Origin of the sequence: Rhodanobacter sp. ANJX3 (assembly GCF_014200755.1) — a bacterium.
In the GTDB taxonomy this organism is placed as follows: domain Bacteria; phylum Pseudomonadota; class Gammaproteobacteria; order Xanthomonadales; family Rhodanobacteraceae; genus Rhodanobacter.
In genome coordinates this window covers 693,465-709,372 of the sequence record NZ_JACHCM010000002.1, presented here as the reverse complement: position 1 = coordinate 709,372, position 15,908 = coordinate 693,465, and the positions used below count along the sequence as shown (strand labels likewise).

Annotated in this window: 16 protein-coding genes; 4 read left to right on the top strand and 12 right to left on the bottom strand. The window is 65.2% G+C overall.

What is annotated here, in order from left to right:
* Window positions 1-24 precede the first annotated feature (24 nt).
* On the bottom strand, window positions 25-1,161 hold the full coding sequence (locus tag HDE76_RS07865) for a phosphotransferase (RefSeq protein ID WP_184506485.1): 1,137 nt from the start codon (window positions 1,159-1,161) through the stop codon (window positions 25-27).
* A gap of 117 nt (window positions 1,162-1,278) precedes the next feature.
* Here HDE76_RS07865 and HDE76_RS07860 point away from each other — a divergent pair, with 117 nt between their 5' ends.
* A complete protein-coding gene (locus HDE76_RS07860; RefSeq protein WP_184506483.1) occupies window positions 1,279-2,178 on the top strand; it encodes an AEC family transporter in 900 nt (299 codons plus the stop codon).
* Between the two features lie 67 nt (window positions 2,179-2,245).
* Window positions 2,246-2,806 (top strand): response regulator, encoded by a 561-nt coding sequence (locus tag HDE76_RS07855; RefSeq protein WP_184506481.1) that lies wholly within the window; start codon window positions 2,246-2,248, stop codon window positions 2,804-2,806.
* Window positions 2,807-2,855: 49 nt separating this feature from the next.
* Here the strand turns inward: HDE76_RS07855 and HDE76_RS07850 are convergent, their stop codons facing one another.
* Entirely contained in the window at window positions 2,856-3,119 is a 264-nt protein-coding gene (locus HDE76_RS07850) for a ribosomal protein L7/L12 (RefSeq protein WP_221262328.1), read from the bottom strand.
* Between the two features lie 56 nt (window positions 3,120-3,175).
* On the opposite strand from HDE76_RS07850, the gene HDE76_RS07845 reads away from it, so the two are divergent.
* Window positions 3,176-3,580: a S4 domain-containing protein gene (locus tag HDE76_RS07845; protein WP_184506477.1), complete on the top strand. Its 405-nt coding sequence runs from the start codon at window positions 3,176-3,178 to the stop codon at window positions 3,578-3,580.
* A gap of 107 nt (window positions 3,581-3,687) precedes the next feature.
* Window positions 3,688-4,278, top strand: a complete 591-nt coding sequence (locus HDE76_RS07840; RefSeq protein ID WP_184506475.1) for a response regulator — start codon at window positions 3,688-3,690, stop codon at window positions 4,276-4,278.
* Between the two features lie 180 nt (window positions 4,279-4,458).
* Here the strand turns inward: HDE76_RS07840 and katG are convergent, their stop codons facing one another.
* From katG to mutS, 10 genes are all read right to left on the bottom strand, one after another.
* Window positions 4,459-6,729, bottom strand: a complete 2,271-nt coding sequence (gene katG, locus HDE76_RS07835; protein ID WP_184506473.1) for a catalase/peroxidase HPI — start codon at window positions 6,727-6,729, stop codon at window positions 4,459-4,461.
* 533 nt (window positions 6,730-7,262) lie between these two features.
* Window positions 7,263-7,925: an urease accessory protein UreG gene (ureG, locus tag HDE76_RS07830; RefSeq protein WP_184506471.1), complete on the bottom strand. Its 663-nt coding sequence runs from the start codon at window positions 7,923-7,925 to the stop codon at window positions 7,263-7,265.
* Window positions 7,922-8,617 (bottom strand): urease accessory UreF family protein, encoded by a 696-nt coding sequence (locus tag HDE76_RS07825; protein WP_184506469.1) that lies wholly within the window; start codon window positions 8,615-8,617, stop codon window positions 7,922-7,924. Before HDE76_RS07825 ends, ureG begins: the two co-directional genes overlap by 4 nt.
* Complete coding sequence (gene ureE / locus HDE76_RS07820) at window positions 8,607-9,149, bottom strand: urease accessory protein UreE (protein WP_184506467.1); 543 nt, start codon at window positions 9,147-9,149, stop codon at window positions 8,607-8,609. Before ureE ends, HDE76_RS07825 begins: the two co-directional genes overlap by 11 nt.
* A 38-nt stretch (window positions 9,150-9,187) precedes the next feature.
* Window positions 9,188-10,891: an urease subunit alpha gene (gene ureC / locus HDE76_RS07815; RefSeq protein WP_184506465.1), complete on the bottom strand. Its 1,704-nt coding sequence runs from the start codon at window positions 10,889-10,891 to the stop codon at window positions 9,188-9,190.
* A 13-nt stretch (window positions 10,892-10,904) separates the two neighbouring features.
* Entirely contained in the window at window positions 10,905-11,240 is a 336-nt protein-coding gene (locus HDE76_RS07810) for an urease subunit beta (RefSeq protein ID WP_255481476.1), read from the bottom strand.
* Window positions 11,237-11,830: a HupE/UreJ family protein gene (locus HDE76_RS07805; protein WP_184506464.1), complete on the bottom strand. Its 594-nt coding sequence runs from the start codon at window positions 11,828-11,830 to the stop codon at window positions 11,237-11,239. The genes HDE76_RS07810 and HDE76_RS07805 overlap by 4 nt, the downstream gene beginning before the upstream one ends.
* A gap of 38 nt (window positions 11,831-11,868) precedes the next feature.
* Window positions 11,869-12,171, bottom strand: coding sequence for an urease subunit gamma (gene ureA, locus HDE76_RS07800; protein WP_184506462.1), 303 nt, complete (start codon window positions 12,169-12,171; stop codon window positions 11,869-11,871).
* A gap of 32 nt (window positions 12,172-12,203) precedes the next feature.
* On the bottom strand, window positions 12,204-13,109 hold the full coding sequence (locus tag HDE76_RS07795) for an urease accessory protein UreD (RefSeq protein WP_184506460.1): 906 nt from the start codon (window positions 13,107-13,109) through the stop codon (window positions 12,204-12,206).
* Between the two features lie 33 nt (window positions 13,110-13,142).
* Complete coding sequence (mutS, locus tag HDE76_RS07790) at window positions 13,143-15,830, bottom strand: DNA mismatch repair protein MutS (protein ID WP_184506458.1); 2,688 nt, start codon at window positions 15,828-15,830, stop codon at window positions 13,143-13,145.
* Between the last annotated feature and the right edge of the window lie 78 nt (window positions 15,831-15,908).

Genomic DNA, 15,908 nt, shown 5'->3' with positions numbered 1-15,908 from the left:
GAATCACGAAACGCGGGCTATGCGTCAGGCCTGTGCGCGAATCGCCTGCAACAGGGTCCGCCCGGGCGGCGTGGCAAACCACGCGGCATGGCCGAGCAGAAAGGTGTCGTAGGCGACGTCGGCATTGGCGCGCGAGCCGGTGACGGCGTGGAAATATTCCACCTCCGATAGCGCAAAATCGACGTGCACCAGCGGCAGCAGGTCGGCCAGCAGATGGATGTCGTCGGCGCTCAGTGCGCGTGCTTCGCGATAGCCGTCGATCAGCGCGCTGGCGATATCGGCGTGTACGGCGCCATGTCCTTGTTCCAGCGCCAGCCAGGCGATCGCATTGCGTTCGATCGCGGTAGCCAGATCGAACAGCGCAAACGTGCGCGAGGACAGTCCGAAATCCAGTACCGAGGCGACGCGAGCGTTAGGGCCATCGTCGCTCCAACAGAGATTCGATACGTGCCAGTCGTTATGCGTCCACAGCACAGGCTGCTGGGCCACACGCGGCGACAGTGTGGTGTGCCAGGGCGCCAGCATGCGCTGAAGATCGGTCGGCCAATCGCGCTGTCGCAGGTAGTCGGCCAGACCCGGCCTATCGGCTAGCTGCAGAGCAAGTGCGGCGGCCGGATCGTCCGCCGCGAGCAGCTCGCTGCGCGCCACCAGTATATGCGTGCTGCGCTGATCGGCGAGGTACCCGGCGGCTGCCTCGTGCAGCGTTGCCAGCATGCGGCCGGCCGCCCGCGCATGTCCGCTTTCCACGATGGGCGACCAGGATATGGCGTCGCGGTAAAGGTCGATACCATCGGCGACGGCGTGGATTTCATAGACCCAGTCGCCGATCGCGATGGCCGTCTGGCCGTCCATATCCTCGATCACTTCGGGTATGGGCATGCTTGCGGCGCGCAGATGTGCGATAAAGCGGTGCTCTTCGCCGAGCGTTGCCACGGAACGCACCAGGCGATGATGCCGTTTGACGAAGGCGGCGCCGGCATCGGTGTCGATCAGCACGGCAGCCGACAGCGGTCGCGGGCTATGCCAGCGGATGCTCAGCGGTTTGCCGAGTGCGGGATAGCGGTGCAACAACAGCGCCACTTCGTCGGCATGCAGCGCCGGCCAGTCGGGTGAAACGACGTCATCGGCCAGGCCGTGCACGCGATGGGTGATGTCCGACATGGGTGGGCGCGCGAGTCGAAGGAGGCGGCGATTATCTCCGAATGCCGCCATCGGCGCTTTCAGGCCGGCGCAGCATCGCGTCTAATAGCGGCTGCTGTCATCGCTACGCGAGATTCGATGAGTGCCTTGCTGCTGTTGTTTGCCTGTCTTGTGCTCGGCGCGCTGGTAGCGCGCCTTGCCCGGCCGCCGGCCGGCATCGTGCCGGGCATCAACTGGTGGGTGATCAATGTGGCGCTGCCGGCGCTGGTGCTGGAGCTGATCCCCAAGGTCAGCTTCGACCCGCCGCTGTGGTTTCCGGTGGCGGCGATGTGGATCACCTTCTTCGGTGCGTGGCTGATATTCGGCCTGCTGGGTCCGCGGCTGGGCTGGTCGCGCGGCCGCATCGGCGCGCTGATCCTGGTATGCGGCCTGGGCAATACCTCGTTCATGGGCTATCCGCTGATCCAGGCGTTGCATGGCAAGGACGGTTTGACCCTGGCCGTGGTGGCCGATCAGTTGGGTTGCTTTCCGCTGTTGGCGTCGGCGGGCGTGGTGGTGGCGTCGATCTACGCCGGGCGCACGCCGCAGCCGGCGATGATCTTGCGGCGCATTTTGACGTTTCCCGCCTTCGTGTCCCTGGTCATCGGCATCGTGGTCGGCCGACTGGGCGGCTGGCCGTCCGTGATCGACGGCGTTTTGATTCCGCTGGGCGCCACGCTGACGCCGCTGGCGTTGTTCTCGGTCGGCCTGCAGTTTAGGTTTCGCCCCGGCGAACGCGAGATGGCTGCGGTGACTGCAGGCCTGGGCTGGAAACTGCTGCTGGCGCCACTGGTTTGTCTTGCCGTGGGCAAACTGGCCGGCGTGCATGGTCTGGTGCTGACGGTCGGCGTGCTGCAGGCGGCGATGGCGCCGATGATCTCGGCAGCGATGCTGGCCGACGAATACGATCTGGATCCGGCGCTGGCCAACACCGTTCTCAGTAGCGGCATCGTGCTGTCTCTGGCCAGCATACCGCTGGGTAACTGGCTGCTGGGCTAGCCAGCGACGCTTGCGTGCGGGTGCCGGTGCGCCGAGACTGAGACCATACTCAGGGGAGTGTCGTTGCATGGCCACGTTCGAGCGGATCAAGCGGATCTTTGGTAGCGGTCAGTCGGAGCGCAGGGCTGCGCCGCGCAGCGGTGTGCCCAAAGGTTTGCATGTGCTGGTAGTCGACGATTCGCCGACAATCTGTGCCGTGCTCGGCAAGCTGCTCAGCCAGGACGGGCATGTGGTGATCAAGGCCGGCACCGGCGAAGAAGCGATCGCGCTGGCCGGGAGCGAACTGCCGGACCTGATTTTTCTCGATATCGTGATGCCGGGTATGAACGGCTTTGCCGTGTTGCGCGCACTGCGCCGTGAGCCGCTGACTCATGACATTCCGATCGTGATGATCAGCGGCAACCTGCAGGCGACCGAGCAGTTCTACGTGCAGCGCTTCGGCGCCGATGATTTCATGAAAAAACCGTTCGGCCGCGGCGAAGTGTTTGCGCGCATCCAGGCGTTGACCTCCAGCGGACGCCTGACCGTGCGTGAGCGCGAACAGGCGGCAGTGACCGACGAGCCGGTCGATCAGACGGTGCAGGATGCGATCCCGGATATCGCCATGCCCGATCCGCAGGATCGTTGAGTCGTCGTGCCGGCGCTCGTCGCTTACACGTGGCGAATGCACGTACGCTTCAAAGACGCACGTTGATGCGCTGCGCGATCGCCTCGACGGCCTGCTTGGCTTCCTTCAGGCCGGCGCCGGTGCGCTGTCGGTAAAGCTTGATGGCTTCGATCTTGGTTTTTGCGCGAATCGCCGCTTCGATATCGGCGTCGTCGATGTTGGGGTTCGGCGTCCATCGGGCGCGCGTCTCGCGTGCGATGTCGAGCGTCTTGCTGACGCGACCGAGCGTGTAGCCGCCGACAAAGAGCAGCGCACCGACAATGCTGTTCGACATATGCCATTCCATGCTTTTCTCCCATCTGTGACGTCGATCGAGCGAGACTATCCCGCATGAGCGAACGAGAGAGCAAATCCGTAGACGAAGTGCGTGTCGATATCTGGCTGTGGGCCGCCCGTTTCTTCAAGACGCGCAGCCTGGCCAAGCAGGCGATCGAGGGAGGCAAGATCGACGTCGACGACCTCGGTTGCAAGCCGGCCAAGGCGCTGCACGTGGGCGATCGCCTGAAGGTGGTCCGCGGCGACGAGCGAATGGAGGTCGTCGTGCTGGCGCTTTCCGACAAGCGCGGCCCGGCGAGTGCGGCGCAGGCGCTGTACCGCGAAACCGACGCCAGCCGACTGGCGCGCGAGAAGCTGAAGGAGCAGCGACGGCTCAGCGGCGCAGCCTTCGATCACCCGCCGTCGCGTCCGGACAAGCATGCGCGCCGCGATCTGCGCCGGATGAAGGACTCGCGCTGAGCCGTGCATCGCATTCTTCCGGTGGAATTTGCGGAACTATCTCCAACAGCGCCATCGACACGGCGCGGCGCCGTTTCGACCATGGGTCCGCCTCAGGGGATTGCATCATGAGTAACGTCAGCTTCGCCAAGCCCAGTTTTGTCCAGCGCCTGCTCAACAGCATCGGTTCGGGCGCGCGTCCGCAGGCCGCTGCAGGTGCGCGAGTGCTGGTGGTCGACGATTCGCCGACGATCTGCGCGGTGCTCGGCAAGATGCTGCTGCAGGATCAGTACGCGGTGCTGAAGGCGAGCGACGGCCATAGCGCCATCATCATGGCGATTCGGGAACAGCCGGCGCTGATCTTTCTCGACGTGGTGATGCCAGGACTCAACGGCTTCGACGTGCTGCGCGCCCTGCGCCACGATCCGCGTACCCAGCACATCCCGATCGTGATGATCAGCGGCAACGCGCAGGCGACCGAGCAGTTTTATCTGCAGCGTTTTGGCGCCGACGATTTCATGAAGAAGCCCTTCGGTCGCGACGAGGTGTATCACCGCATCGGGCAGCTGGTGCTGTCGGGCCGGCTGGCGCCGCGCTCCGCGGCAAACGCCGTCAGCACGCCGGCGATTACGCCGGCCGCTGCGGTGCAAGACTCGATTCCCGATATCGCCATGCCGGACTCCGAAATCGCGCCCGGATTCAGCGACTGGCACGCTTGAGTTCGTGTAGCTCGCGTAGGTCGAAGTTCGCTGCGCTCATCCCAGCCTACGTTGCTCTGTTGCTATCGTCGATAGGTATCGTGGTGTTCAAATCAAATGAAAACGGCGGCTCGCAAGAGCCGCCGTTTTCATTTGGCCGTCCATACAATGTAGGGACGGCTTTCTACATTTTCGTCTTGATCACGCGAGATCGAAACGATCCAGGTTCATCACCTTGGTCCACGCGGCGACGAAGTCCTTGACGAATTTCTCCTTCGCGTCCGAGCTTCCGTAAACCTCCGACAGCGCGCGCAGCTGCGCGTGCGAGCCGAAGACCAGATCCACGCGGGTGCCGGTCCATTTGACTTCGCCGGTCTTGCGATCGCGACCTTCGAACTCGTCGGTGCCACCGCCGACGGCCTTCCATTCCGTGCCCATGTCGAGCAGGTTCACGAAAAAGTCGTTGGTCAGCGCTTCCGGCTGCCTGGTGAAGACGCCGTGCTTGCTCTTGCCATGGTTGATGTTCAGCACGCGCAGGCCGCCGAGCAGCACGGTCATTTCGGGCGCGGTCAGCTCCAGCAGCTCGGATTTGTCGACCAGCAGCGCCTCGGCCGACACCCGGTACTTGCCCTTGAGGTAGTTGCGGAAGCCGTCGGCGATCGGCTCGAGATAGCCGAACGACTCGACGTCGGTCTGCTCCTGCGAGGCGTCCGCGCGGCCCGCGGTGAATGGAACGGTGACGGTCTGGCCGGCATTCTTGGCCGCCTTTTCCACGCCCACGCCGCCGGCCAGCACGACGAGGTCAGCCAGCGAGACTTTCTTGCCGCCAGACTGCGCCGCGTTGAACTCGCTCTGGATACCCTCGAGCGCTTTCAGCACCTTGGCCAGCTGTTCGGGCTGGTTGACCTTCCAGTCCTTCTGCGGGGCCAGACGAATACGTCCGCCGTTGGCGCCGCCACGCTTGTCCGAGCCGCGGAAGGTGGACGCCGAGGCCCAAGCGGTGGACACCAGCTCCGAAACCGACAGGCCCGAGGCCAGAATCTTCTCCTTCAGCGATGCGATGTCCTTGTCATCGACCAGGGCATGGTCGACGGCCGGAATCGGATCCTGCCAGAGCAGTTCTTCGGAAGGCACTTCTGGGCCGAGGTAGCGGGCCAGCGGGCCCATGTCGCGGTGGGTCAGCTTGAACCAGGCGCGCGCGAACGCATCGGCGAGCTGATCCGGATTTTCCAGGAAGCGGCGCGAAATCTTCTCGTAGACGGGATCGAAGCGCAGCGCCAGATCCGAGGTCAGCATGGTCGGCGCGTGACGCTTGGACGGATCGAATGCATCGGGAATGGTACCCGCACCGCCGCCGTTCTTCGGCGTCCACTGATGCGCACCGGCCGGGCTCTTGGTCAGCTCCCAGTCGTAGCGGAACATGTTTTCGAAATACTCGTTGCTCCATTTCGTCGGCGTGCTGGTCCAGGTCACCTCCAGGCCGCTGGTGATCGCGTCCTTGCCCACGCCCGTGCCGAAGCTGTTCTTCCAGCCGAAGCCCTGCTGCTCGAGCGGCGCGGCTTCGGGCTCAGGGCCGACATTGTCGGCGGGACCGGCACCGTGGGTCTTGCCGAAGGCGTGGCCGCCGGCGATCAGCGCCACGGTCTCTTCGTCGTTCATGGCCATGCGGCCGAAGGTTTCGCGGATGTCGTGTGCCGATGCCAGCGGATCGGGGTTGCCATCCGGACCTTCCGGGTTCACATAGATCAGGCCCATCTGCACCGCGGCGAGCGGATTCTCGAGCTTGCGGTCGCCTTCGTTGCGGCTCTGTTCGCTGCCGTGCAGTTCGGCTTCGGCCACCAGCACGCCGTCACCAGGCTTTTCCATATCCTTCTTTTCGTTGCCGTAGCGCACGTCGCCGCCGAGCCACTTGGTTTCCGAACCCCAGTAGACGTCCTCTTCCGGTTCCCACACGTCGGCGCGACCGCCGGCAAAGCCGAAGGTCTTGAAGCCCATCGATTCCAGCGCGACGTTGCCGGTGAGCACGATCAGGTCGGCCCAGGAAATCTTGCGGCCATACTTCTGCTTGACCGGCCAGATCAGGCGGCGCGCCTTGTCCAGGCTCACGTTGTCCGGCCAGCTGTTCAGGGGGGCGAAACGCTGCTGACCGGCGCCCGCGCCTCCACGCCCGTCACCCGTGCGGTACGTACCGGCGCTGTGCCAGGCCATGCGGATGAAGAACGGGCCATAGTGACCGAAGTCGGCCGGCCACCAGTCCTGCGAGTCGGTCATTACCGCCAGCAGATCCTTCTTCACCGCCGCCAGATCGAGGCTGTTGAATTCCTTGGCGTAGTCGAAATTCTCGCCCATCGGGTCGGACAGGGACGAGTGCTGATGCAGGATCTTCAAATTCAGCTGGTTCGGCCACCAGTCGCGGTTGGTCGTACCGCCGCCGGCAGCGTGATTGAACGGGCATTTGGCTTCGTTGGTCATGGGTTCTCCACCTTGGTTCGTTGGAATCTGGCTATGCGCACCGGTTCGGCGCGCAGGTAGCTACATCAGTGATTTTTTTGATTGCTTTGTGGTTCTAGAAGTGGCGCCAGCGCCTCGATGGCAGGGGGCTGCCTCACGGGCAAACGTCTGTAAAAAGCCGGCGGCGAAGTGGCATCAGTGGTCGGGCTTGGCCGTACCGATGCGAGTAGTCAGAGTGTGGCGATCGTTGCTCATGGTGCTGGCTCCTTGCGAGTGGCGGACAAGAGTGGCTGGCGGGTGACGTACCGTCCTTCGGAATCTACGCGCTCTGCATCATCAATAGAACTAGATTATTTTTATGTAAACGATAGCGCTGGCCTATGACAATTTTGCTGTTCCGCAGCATCCGGCAGCACTGGCGTATGCGCTTCGTGATGAGGTCGGCAGTGGGTCGGGCGTCGTGCTGCGCACACTCGCTGCGTATGCAAGCAAAAGCGTTCGGCAAGAGCGGAGCCGGCAAGTTTGTCTCAATGCGTCAGCGTGGATGACGCCGGTCAGGGCAGCAGCAGGCCCTGCGTTTCGATGAAGCGAATGACCTGATCCAGGCCGTTCTGCCGACGCAGGTCGGTCATCGCGAACGGCTTGTCGCCGCGCATGCGCAAGGTGTCCTCGCGCATCACCTCGAGCGAGGCGCCGACGTGCGGGGCCAGGTCGGTCTTGTTGATGACCAGCAGATCGGAGCGCGTGATGCCGGGGCCGCCCTTGCGTGGAATCTTTTCGCCGCCGGCCACGTCGATCACGTAGAGGGTGAGGTCCGACAGCTCGGGCGAAAACGTCGCGGCTAGATTGTCGCCGCCGGATTCGATAAACACGATGTCGGCATCGGGGTAGATGTCGAGCATGCGTTCGATCGCTTCGAGATTGATCGAGGCATCTTCGCGAATCGCCGTATGCGGGCAGCCGCCGGTTTCCACGCCCATGATGCGCTCGGGTTCCAGCGCACCGGCGACAGTGAGCAGGCGCTGGTCTTCCTTGGTGTAGATGTCGTTGGTGATCACCACGAGGTCGTAGCGGTCGCGCATCGCCTTGCACAGCATTTCCAGCAAGGTGGTTTTGCCCGAGCCGACCGGGCCACCGATGCCCACGCGCAGCGGCGGCAGCGCGCGCGTGCGGGGCGATCGGGTGATATGGGTGCGTGATGCGGTGGCGATACTCATGAGCGGAACAGCCTCGTGTATTGGGTTTCGTGATGTGCGGACAGAATGCCCAGCATCGGCGTGAAATTGCGGGCCTGGGTTGGTGCACGGGCCATCGCTGTCTCGACCCAGGCCGGCAGTTGGCTGGCGAGGCGGCGCAGCATCGCCTGTCCGGCAATCTGGCCCAGTGGTACCAGCTTCACCGCTGCGGTGGTGAGGTTTTCCGCCAGGCTCCAGCCCATCGCCTGCAGCGCATCGCGCTCGTTCAGGCCGAGCACGGTCGCCGCGCACGCGTGCACGCTGGCGTAGGCCGGCGGATACAGTCGGCCCAGCACCGTGCGATGGGCGTCGGTGAGCGTGGGCAACTGCGGCAGCGCCAGTAGCCATAGCGCCAGCGAGCGGCCGGTCTGTTCGCTCTCCAAGCGCAGTTCGGCGGTTTCGCGCATGGCGACCAGCTGGTCGTTGATCGACAGCAGGGTGCTTTCATCCAACGCCAGCCAGGCGGCGTACTGCGCGCGCCACAGCGGCGCCTCGCCTTCGGCCCAGGCCAGTGCGAGGTAATCGGCAATCCACTGTTCGGCGCTGGCGGCATCGCGCACGACGCCCGCTTCCAGCGCGGCTTCCAGCCCCAGCGAATGGCTGAAGGCGCCGACCGGCAGCGCCGCCGACGCCAGCTGCAGCAGAGCAGGCAGGCTCGAGCGATCAGCGCTCATGCGGGTCGCGCAGCGGCGAAAGGTTGGGCTCGTGTCGGCGGAAGACGGCCTGCGCCAGCGCGTAATCCTCCGCAAACGTGGCGTCGTGGCCGTGCTTGTGGCCGCCGCCGTAGGCGCCGGTTTCCGGCTGGAACGGCGCTTCGATCGCGTCGACCTGCACGCCGAGCTGATCGAGCATGTCGCGCAGCACCGGGTCGGGCGTAATCGCCAGATAGCCGTCGCCGACCTCGACCGCGATATGCCGGTTGCCCAGGTGATAGGCCGCGCGCGTCAACGCGATCGCCGTGTCGGCGGTCACGCGCAGCACTGGCTCGGGCGCGGCCACCACCACAAACACCGAGGCGTCGTCGGTCTGCAGCCGGTCGCCGGGGCGCAGCGTCAGCCCGGGCATCAGCGCCCATGCCAGCTCGCGACCGTCGGGCAGCATGAGCCGGTGCCGGCTGCGCTTGCGCGTGTCGAATGCGAGTTCGAGCGGCACGTCGTCGGCTTGTCGCTTCGTCGATGCATCGAGATGACGATGAATCATCAGCATGCGCTGATCTCAAAATAAGTTGCTTTCAAACCAAGTACTCAAAACAGGAAGTAACGCTGCGCCATCGGCAGCACCTCGGCCGGCTCGCACCAAAGCCGCTCGCCATCGGCGGTCACCACGTAGGTTTGCGGATCGACCTGGATATCGGGCATCGCCGCGTTGTGGATCATGTCGGCCTTGCCGATGCTTCGGCAGTGGCGCACCGCGACCAGTTTCTTCTGCAGGCCGAGTCGTTCGCCCAGTCCCGCATCCAGCGCCGCTTGCGATACGAAGGTCAGCGAACTCTGCGTCAGGCTGCGGCCGAAGGCGCCGAACATCGGCCGGTAGTGCACCGGCTGCGGCGTGGGGATCGAGGCATTCGGGTCGCCCATCGGCGCTGCCGCAATGCTGCCGCCCTTGAGAATCAGCGCAGGCTTCACGCCGAAGAACGCCGGTTTCCACAGCACCAGGTCGGCCCACTTGCCGACTTCGATCGAACCCACTTCGTGGCTGATGCCGTGCGTGATTGCGGGGTTGATCGTGACCTTGGCCAAGTAGCGTTTGACCCGGCCGTTGTCGTGACGCGCCGGGTCGCCGGCCAGCGAACCGCGCTGCACCTTCATCTTGTGCGCGGTCTGGAAAGTACGCAGGATCACCTCGCCGACGCGGCCCATCGCCTGTGAGTCGGAGCTGATCATCGAGAACGCGCCCAGGTCGTGCAGGATGTCCTCGGCGGCAATCGTCTCGCGGCGGATGCGGCTTTCGGCGAACGCCACGTCCTCGGCGATGCCCGGGTCGAGGTGATGGCAGACCATCAGCATGTCCAGGTGTTCGTCCAGCGTGTTGACGGTGAAGGGGCGGGTCGGATTGGTCGAGCTGGGCAGCACGTTCGGCAGTGAGGCCGCCTTGATGATGTCCGGCGCGTGCCCACCGCCCGCGCCCTCGGTGTGGTACGTGTGGATGGTGCGACCCTTGAACGCGGCCAGCGTCACTTCGACGAAACCCGATTCATTGAGCGTGTCGGTATGGATGGCTATTTGCGTATCCGTTTCGTCGGCCACACGCAGCGCGCAGTCGATCGCGGCGGGCGTGGTGCCCCAGTCCTCGTGCAGCTTCAGGCCGATGGCGCCGGCGAGGATTTGTTCGTGCAGTGCTTCAGGCAGGCTGGCATTGCCCTTGCCGAGAAAACCCAGGTTCATCGGAAACGCTTCGGCCGCCTCCAGCATGCGCTGCATATGCCAGGGTCCGGGCGTGCAGGTGGTCGCATTGGTGCCCGTAGCCGGCCCGGTGCCGCCGCCGAGCATGGTGGTGACGCCGGACATCAGCGCTTCCTCGATCTGCTGCGGGGCGATGAAATGGATATGGCTGTCGATGACGCCGGCAGTAAGAATCAATCCTTCGCCAGCGATGATCTCGGTGCCGGGGCCGATGACGATGGTCACACCTGGCTGGATGTCCGGGTTGCCGGCCTTGCCGATGCCGCTGATGCGCCCGTGCTTGAGGCCGACGTCGGCCTTGACGATGCCCCAGTGGTCGACGATCAGCGCATTGGTGATCACCGTATCGGCGCAGTCGGCGGTCTGCCGCTGGCTCTGGCCCATGCCGTCGCGGATCACCTTGCCGCCGCCGAACTTCACCTCCTCGCCGTAGGTGGTGAAATCCTTTTCCACTTCGATGATCAGATCGGTGTCGGCCAGCCGCACGCGGTCGCCGGTGGTGGGGCCGAACATTTCGGCGTAGGCGCGGCGGTTGAGTGTGGTCATGCGTAGATATCCATCAGAGCCGCCCCATCACGTCGCCATTGAAACCGTAGACGATCCGATCGCCGTCTAACGCCACCAGGCTGACCTCGCGTGACTGCCCGGGTTCGAAGCGCACCGCGGTGCCGGCGGCGATATCCAAGCGAAAGCCGCGCGCCGCGGCGCGGTCGAAATGCAGCGCCGTATTGGTTTCGGCGAAGTGATAATGCGAGCCGATCTGGATCGGGCGATCGCCGGTATTCGCCACCGCAATGGTGAGTTTTTCGCGGCCCACGTTGAGCGCGATCTCGCCATCGTCGATCAGGTATTCGCCGGGAATGCGGCCACCGCCGTTCATCGGGCTGGGCTTCATGCGCTGATCACTCCGGTCAACAGCGCGACACCGGTCAGTGCGGTGATGCCGCCGGCCAGTCGCGTGGCCCAATCGGCGTGCTTGGCGGCCAACCGTCCGGCCAGCGCGCCGCCCAGGTGCAGCAGCGCCGTGGCGGTCACCATGCCGGCCAGCCACGGCTCGCCCATGCCGCAGGCGGGCATCTCCACGCCGTGCGCATAACCGTGAAACAGTGCGAAAGCCCCCGCGATGCCGCAGGCGGCCGCCGTCGGCAGGCGCAGCTTGCTCATCAGCAGCGCGCCCAAGACCACCAGCGAGAGCGCGATCATGGTTTCGCTGGCGGGTAGCCGCAATACACCGTTCAGGCCAATCAGCGCGCCCAGCAGCGTGCAGCTGGCAAAGGCCAGCGGCACCATCCACCAGCGTCGCTCCTGCGTGGTTGCACTCCACCAGCCGACCGCGGCCATGGCCAGCAGATGGTCAATGCCGGTGAACGGATGGGCGAGGCCGGAGCCAAAGCCGTGGCCGCACTGGCCCGGATGCGCCATCGCGATGGCGGGCAGCAGGGCGGCGGCAGTGACGATGAGGCGGCGTGGCAGGGTGCGGTGCATGGCAATCCTCAAGATTTCAGGGCTTCAGTGGTGCGGGTTCAGCCGATGGGATCGTGCACGGTGACCAGCTTGGTCCCGTCGGGAAAGGTGGCTTCGACCTGGATATCCGCAATCAGCTCGGCGATGCCGTCCATCACGTCGTCGCGGCCGAGCAGGGTGGTGCCGTAGTGCATCAGCTCGGCGACGCTGCGGCCGTCGCGCGCGCCTTCCATGATCGCCGCGCTGATAAACGCGATCGCTTCGGGGTAGTTGAGCTTGAGCCCGCGCGCCTTGCGCCGCTCGGCCAGCAGGCCCGCGGTGAAGATCAGCAGCTTGTCCTTTTCGCGCGGCGTCAGTTCCATGGTTCATCTCGACGGGTTTGGCTTGTCGCGGCTCAGGTAGACCAGATGCGCGGCCGCTGCGGCGGCATGGCCGAGCTCCATGGCCTCAAGGTATGCCACAACGCTTCGAACAATTCACGCACTGTGTGACCGCTGGCGCCGAGTGCGCGTATCACCAGCAACTCCGCAGGAGCCCCCAGCCAGCTGATGCCGCAGGGAAGATCGAAGCGCGATGCCGTGGCGCGCGCAGCGGCCAGCGCGTCGGCATGCTGGGCCGAGAGTCGCGGCGAGCACGCCCAGGCCGCGGCAAATACCGGGTGGCCGGCCAGCCGCAGCGGCGAATCGCGCAGCGGGTCGTGGGCATCCAGATGCGCCTGTTCCAGCCACACCGGCCGATCGCCGCGGGATAGCGCGAGCCGCTGCTGCCAGAAGCCCCGGTTCCATCGCTCGCTCGCCGCCAGCCGGCCCAGCTGCACAATGTCCCAACCGAACATCGCTGCCCGCGGCGCCAGGGTGATCTGGCACGCCTGGATCACTTCGGCACCGTCGAACAGGATCGATTCCTGCGGGAGCCATTCCAAGCAGGCGTCGTCATCCACCGTGAGATGCAGCGCCTGTTGTGCCGGTGCGGCATCGCCGGCTCGGTACCACTTGGCGGCACCTGGCGTGGTGAGCAGGGCGTGCGCGCCGGTTTCCATGTGGACGTCTATTTCAAGCCGGTCGCCGCCGGCGATGCCGCCGGGCGGATGCAGCAGCAGGGCATGGCAGCAGCCGGTACCCTCGGGATACAGCATGCGTTGCACGCGCAAAGGGCCGCGATGGTTTCGATGCACCGCTTCCGTGGTGTCGCCGCGGCGGGCAAAGCGCAGTTCGAGCCGCGCCGACCATGCGTCGAGCTGCGATGCCCGGGGATGGGCGTCGACAGCGGGGGCAGCATCTGGCGTCGAGCGATAAGACAACGACGAAATCCCTGCGCGAAATTTTTGGGCGGCTCAACCCGACGTTAGCAGACCTTTCAGCCGGTACAGCGCATCGAGCGCTTCGCGCGGGGTCAGCGCATCCGGATCGATCTCGGTCATAGCGCGGTCGAGCGCCGACGGTTCGGGCGCGGCTGGTGCCGGCATGCCGAAGAGGCCGAGCTGCGGCGACTGCGTGGAGCCCCGTTTACGCGACGCATGATGCTCGGCACCGCCGCGCTCCAGTTCGGCCAGCGTGCGCCGCGCGTCGGCGATCACCGATTTCGGCAGGCCGGCCAGCGCCGCCACCTGCAGGCCGAAGCTGCGGTTGGCCGGGCCGTCCTTCACCGCGTGCATGAACACCAGCTGCTCGCCCAGCTTCTTGTCGTGAAATTCTACGGCATCCAAATGCACGTTGGCGATCGACGGATATTCGCCGGCCAGCTCGGTCAGCTCAAAATAGTGCGTGGCGAACAAGGTGTAGGAGCGGCTGCTCGCCGCCAGGTGCACGGCCGCCGCGCGCGCCAGCGACAGTCCGTCGTACGTGCTGGTGCCGCGGCCGACTTCGTCCATCAGCACCAGGCTGTGCTCGGTCGCGTTGTGCAGGATGTTGGCCGTTTCGCTCATCTCCACCATGAAGGTGGACTGGCCGCGCGACAGGTCGTCGCCGGCGCCGATACGGGTAAAAATGCGATCGATCGGGCCGATCGTCGCGCGCGTCGCCGGCACGTAGCTGCCGATATGGGCCAGCAGCACGATCAACGCGTTCTGCCGCATATAGGTCGATTTGCCGCCCATGTTCGGGCCGGTGATCACCAGCATGCGGCGAGCGCTGCGCTCGGCGGCATCGTCGCGGGTCGGATCGCCTAGGATCAGGTCATTCGGTTCGAACGGCTCGTCGCGAACTTTTTCCACCACCGGATGACGCCCGCGCTCGATCGCGATGCCGGGTATGTCGGTGAGTTCAGGGGCGCTCCAGTCCAGCGCGTCGGCGCGTTCGGCCAGCGTGGCCAGCACGTCGAGTTCGGCCATCGCGATGGCCGCGGATTTCAGCGGCTCCAGTTGTTCGATCAGCGTGTCGAGCAGCGCTTCGTAAATCGCCCTTTCGCGCATCAGCGAACGCTCTTTCGCGGAGAGCACCTTGTCTTCGAAGTTTTTCAGCTCTTCGGTGATGTAGCGTTCGGCGTTTTTGGTGGTCTGGCGGCGCGTGTAGTGCGTCGGCGCCTTGTCCGCCTGCGCCTTGGTGATTTCGATGTAGTAGCCGTGCACGCGGTTGTAGCCGACCTTCAGCGTGGTGATGCCGCTGGCGGCTTTCTCGCGCTCCTCCAGTTCGACCAGGTACTGATCGGCGTGGGTGGACAGCCGGCGCAGTTCGTCCAGCTCCTCGTCGTAGCCGTCGGCGATCACGCCGCCGTCGCGCTGCAGTACCGGCGGCTGCGCGACCACAGCGCGCGTAAGCAGCTCGGCGATGTTGGCGTGGTCGCCGATGCGTTCGACGAGAGAAGCCAGCAAGGGCGACGCTTCTCGAGGAGTGCGGCCAGGGATGGCCGCTTCTTGATCTTCGCGCTCATGGATGAGCGCACTGATACCAGACGCTGCGGCAAGGCCGTCTCGCAATGTGGAAAGATCGCGCGGCCGCGCCGAGCGCAGCGCCACGCGGGCGAGGATGCGTTCCAGATCGCCGATGCCGCGCAGCGGTTCGCGCAGGGCCTCGTAACGGCGGGCGTCGATCAATGTGCCGATCGCCTGATGCCGCAGACGCAACACCTCGCGCGAGCGCAGCGGCCGGTTGAGCCAGCGGCGCAGCAAGCGCGCGCCCATCGGCGTGACGGTCTCATCGAGCACGCCGAGCAGCGTGTGTTCGGTGCGGCCGCTGGGGTGGGTATCGATTTCCAGATTGCGCCGCGTGGCGGCATCCAGTGCGATCGTCTCGCTGGCGTTTTCCACCGCCATGCCGGACAGATGCGGCAGCGCGCTTTTCTGCGTTTCCTCGACGTAGCCGAGCAGGCAGCCCGCAGCGGCGATGGCCAGCGGCAAATCGTGCGCGCCGAAGCCGCCGAGGTCGCGCGTGCCGAAGAAACGGTTGAGCTCACGCTTGGCCGTGTCGATATCGAAATGCCACGGCGGCCGTTTGCGCAGGCCGGGCAGGTTGCCGACGAATTTCGGCCACGCGATGTTTTCGTCGACCAGCGTTTCGGCCGGCTGCAGCCGCGCCAGTTCGGCGGCCAGCGCTTCGGCATGGGGCACTTCGCTGAGCAGAAAGCGGCCGCTGCTCAGATCGACCCAGGCCAGCCCGTAGCTGTCGCGCGGGCCGCCGGCGATCGCCAGCAAAAGATTGTCGCGGCGCTCTTCCAGCAGAGCGGCGTCGGTCACCGTGCCCGGCGTGACGATGCGTACCACCTTGCGCTCGACGATGCCCTTGGCCAGCGCCGGATCGCCGATCTGCTCGCAGATCGCCACCGATTCGCCCAGCCGCACCAGCCGCGCCAGATAATTCTCCGCCGCGTGATACGGCACGCCCGCCATCGGAATCGGCGCACCGCCCGATTGTCCGCGCTGGGTCAGAGTGATATCCAGTAGCCGCGCGGCCTTGCGCGCATCGTCGAAAAACAGCTCGTAAAAATCGCCCATCCGGAAAAACAGCAGCACATCGGGATGCGCCGCCTTGGCGCCCAGGTACTGGCGCATGAACGGGGTGTGCTGGGAAAGATCGTCTTGGGTCATGCGATGCGGGTCTTGGCGTGGTCGCTTGGAACAGGGACGGAACACGTCCGGCGGCTTTACCCGCCAGACGAAGGAATG

What these genes read in the sequence shown, in the direction of transcription:
- HDE76_RS07850 (WP_221262328.1), bottom strand. Translation starts at nt 3,119, where the DNA reads ATGTCGAACAGCATTGTCGGTGCGCTGCTCTTTGTCGGCGGCTACACG.
- HDE76_RS07845 (WP_184506477.1), top strand. Translation starts at nt 3,176, where the DNA reads ATGAGCGAACGAGAGAGCAAATCCGTAGACGAAGTGCGTGTCGATATC.
- ureA (WP_184506462.1), bottom strand. Translation starts at nt 12,171, where the DNA reads ATGGAACTGACGCCGCGCGAAAAGGACAAGCTGCTGATCTTCACCGCG.
- HDE76_RS07825 (WP_184506469.1), bottom strand. Translation starts at nt 8,617, where the DNA reads ATGAGCGCTGATCGCTCGAGCCTGCCTGCTCTGCTGCAGCTGGCGTCG.
- ureG (WP_184506471.1), bottom strand. Translation starts at nt 7,925, where the DNA reads ATGAGTATCGCCACCGCATCACGCACCCATATCACCCGATCGCCCCGC.
- HDE76_RS07805 (WP_184506464.1), bottom strand. Translation starts at nt 11,830, where the DNA reads ATGCACCGCACCCTGCCACGCCGCCTCATCGTCACTGCCGCCGCCCTG.
- ureC (WP_184506465.1), bottom strand. Translation starts at nt 10,891, where the DNA reads ATGACCACACTCAACCGCCGCGCCTACGCCGAAATGTTCGGCCCCACC.
- ureE (WP_184506467.1), bottom strand. Translation starts at nt 9,149, where the DNA reads ATGCTGATGATTCATCGTCATCTCGATGCATCGACGAAGCGACAAGCC.
- HDE76_RS07840 (WP_184506475.1), top strand. Translation starts at nt 3,688, where the DNA reads ATGAGTAACGTCAGCTTCGCCAAGCCCAGTTTTGTCCAGCGCCTGCTC.
- HDE76_RS07855 (WP_184506481.1), top strand. Translation starts at nt 2,246, where the DNA reads ATGGCCACGTTCGAGCGGATCAAGCGGATCTTTGGTAGCGGTCAGTCG.
- HDE76_RS07810 (WP_255481476.1), bottom strand. Translation starts at nt 11,240, where the DNA reads ATGAAGCCCAGCCCGATGAACGGCGGTGGCCGCATTCCCGGCGAATAC.
- mutS (WP_184506458.1), bottom strand. Translation starts at nt 15,830, where the DNA reads ATGACCCAAGACGATCTTTCCCAGCACACCCCGTTCATGCGCCAGTAC.
- katG (WP_184506473.1), bottom strand. Translation starts at nt 6,729, where the DNA reads ATGACCAACGAAGCCAAATGCCCGTTCAATCACGCTGCCGGCGGCGGT.
- HDE76_RS07860 (WP_184506483.1), top strand. Translation starts at nt 1,279, where the DNA reads ATGAGTGCCTTGCTGCTGTTGTTTGCCTGTCTTGTGCTCGGCGCGCTG.
- HDE76_RS07865 (WP_184506485.1), bottom strand. Translation starts at nt 1,161, where the DNA reads ATGTCGGACATCACCCATCGCGTGCACGGCCTGGCCGATGACGTCGTT.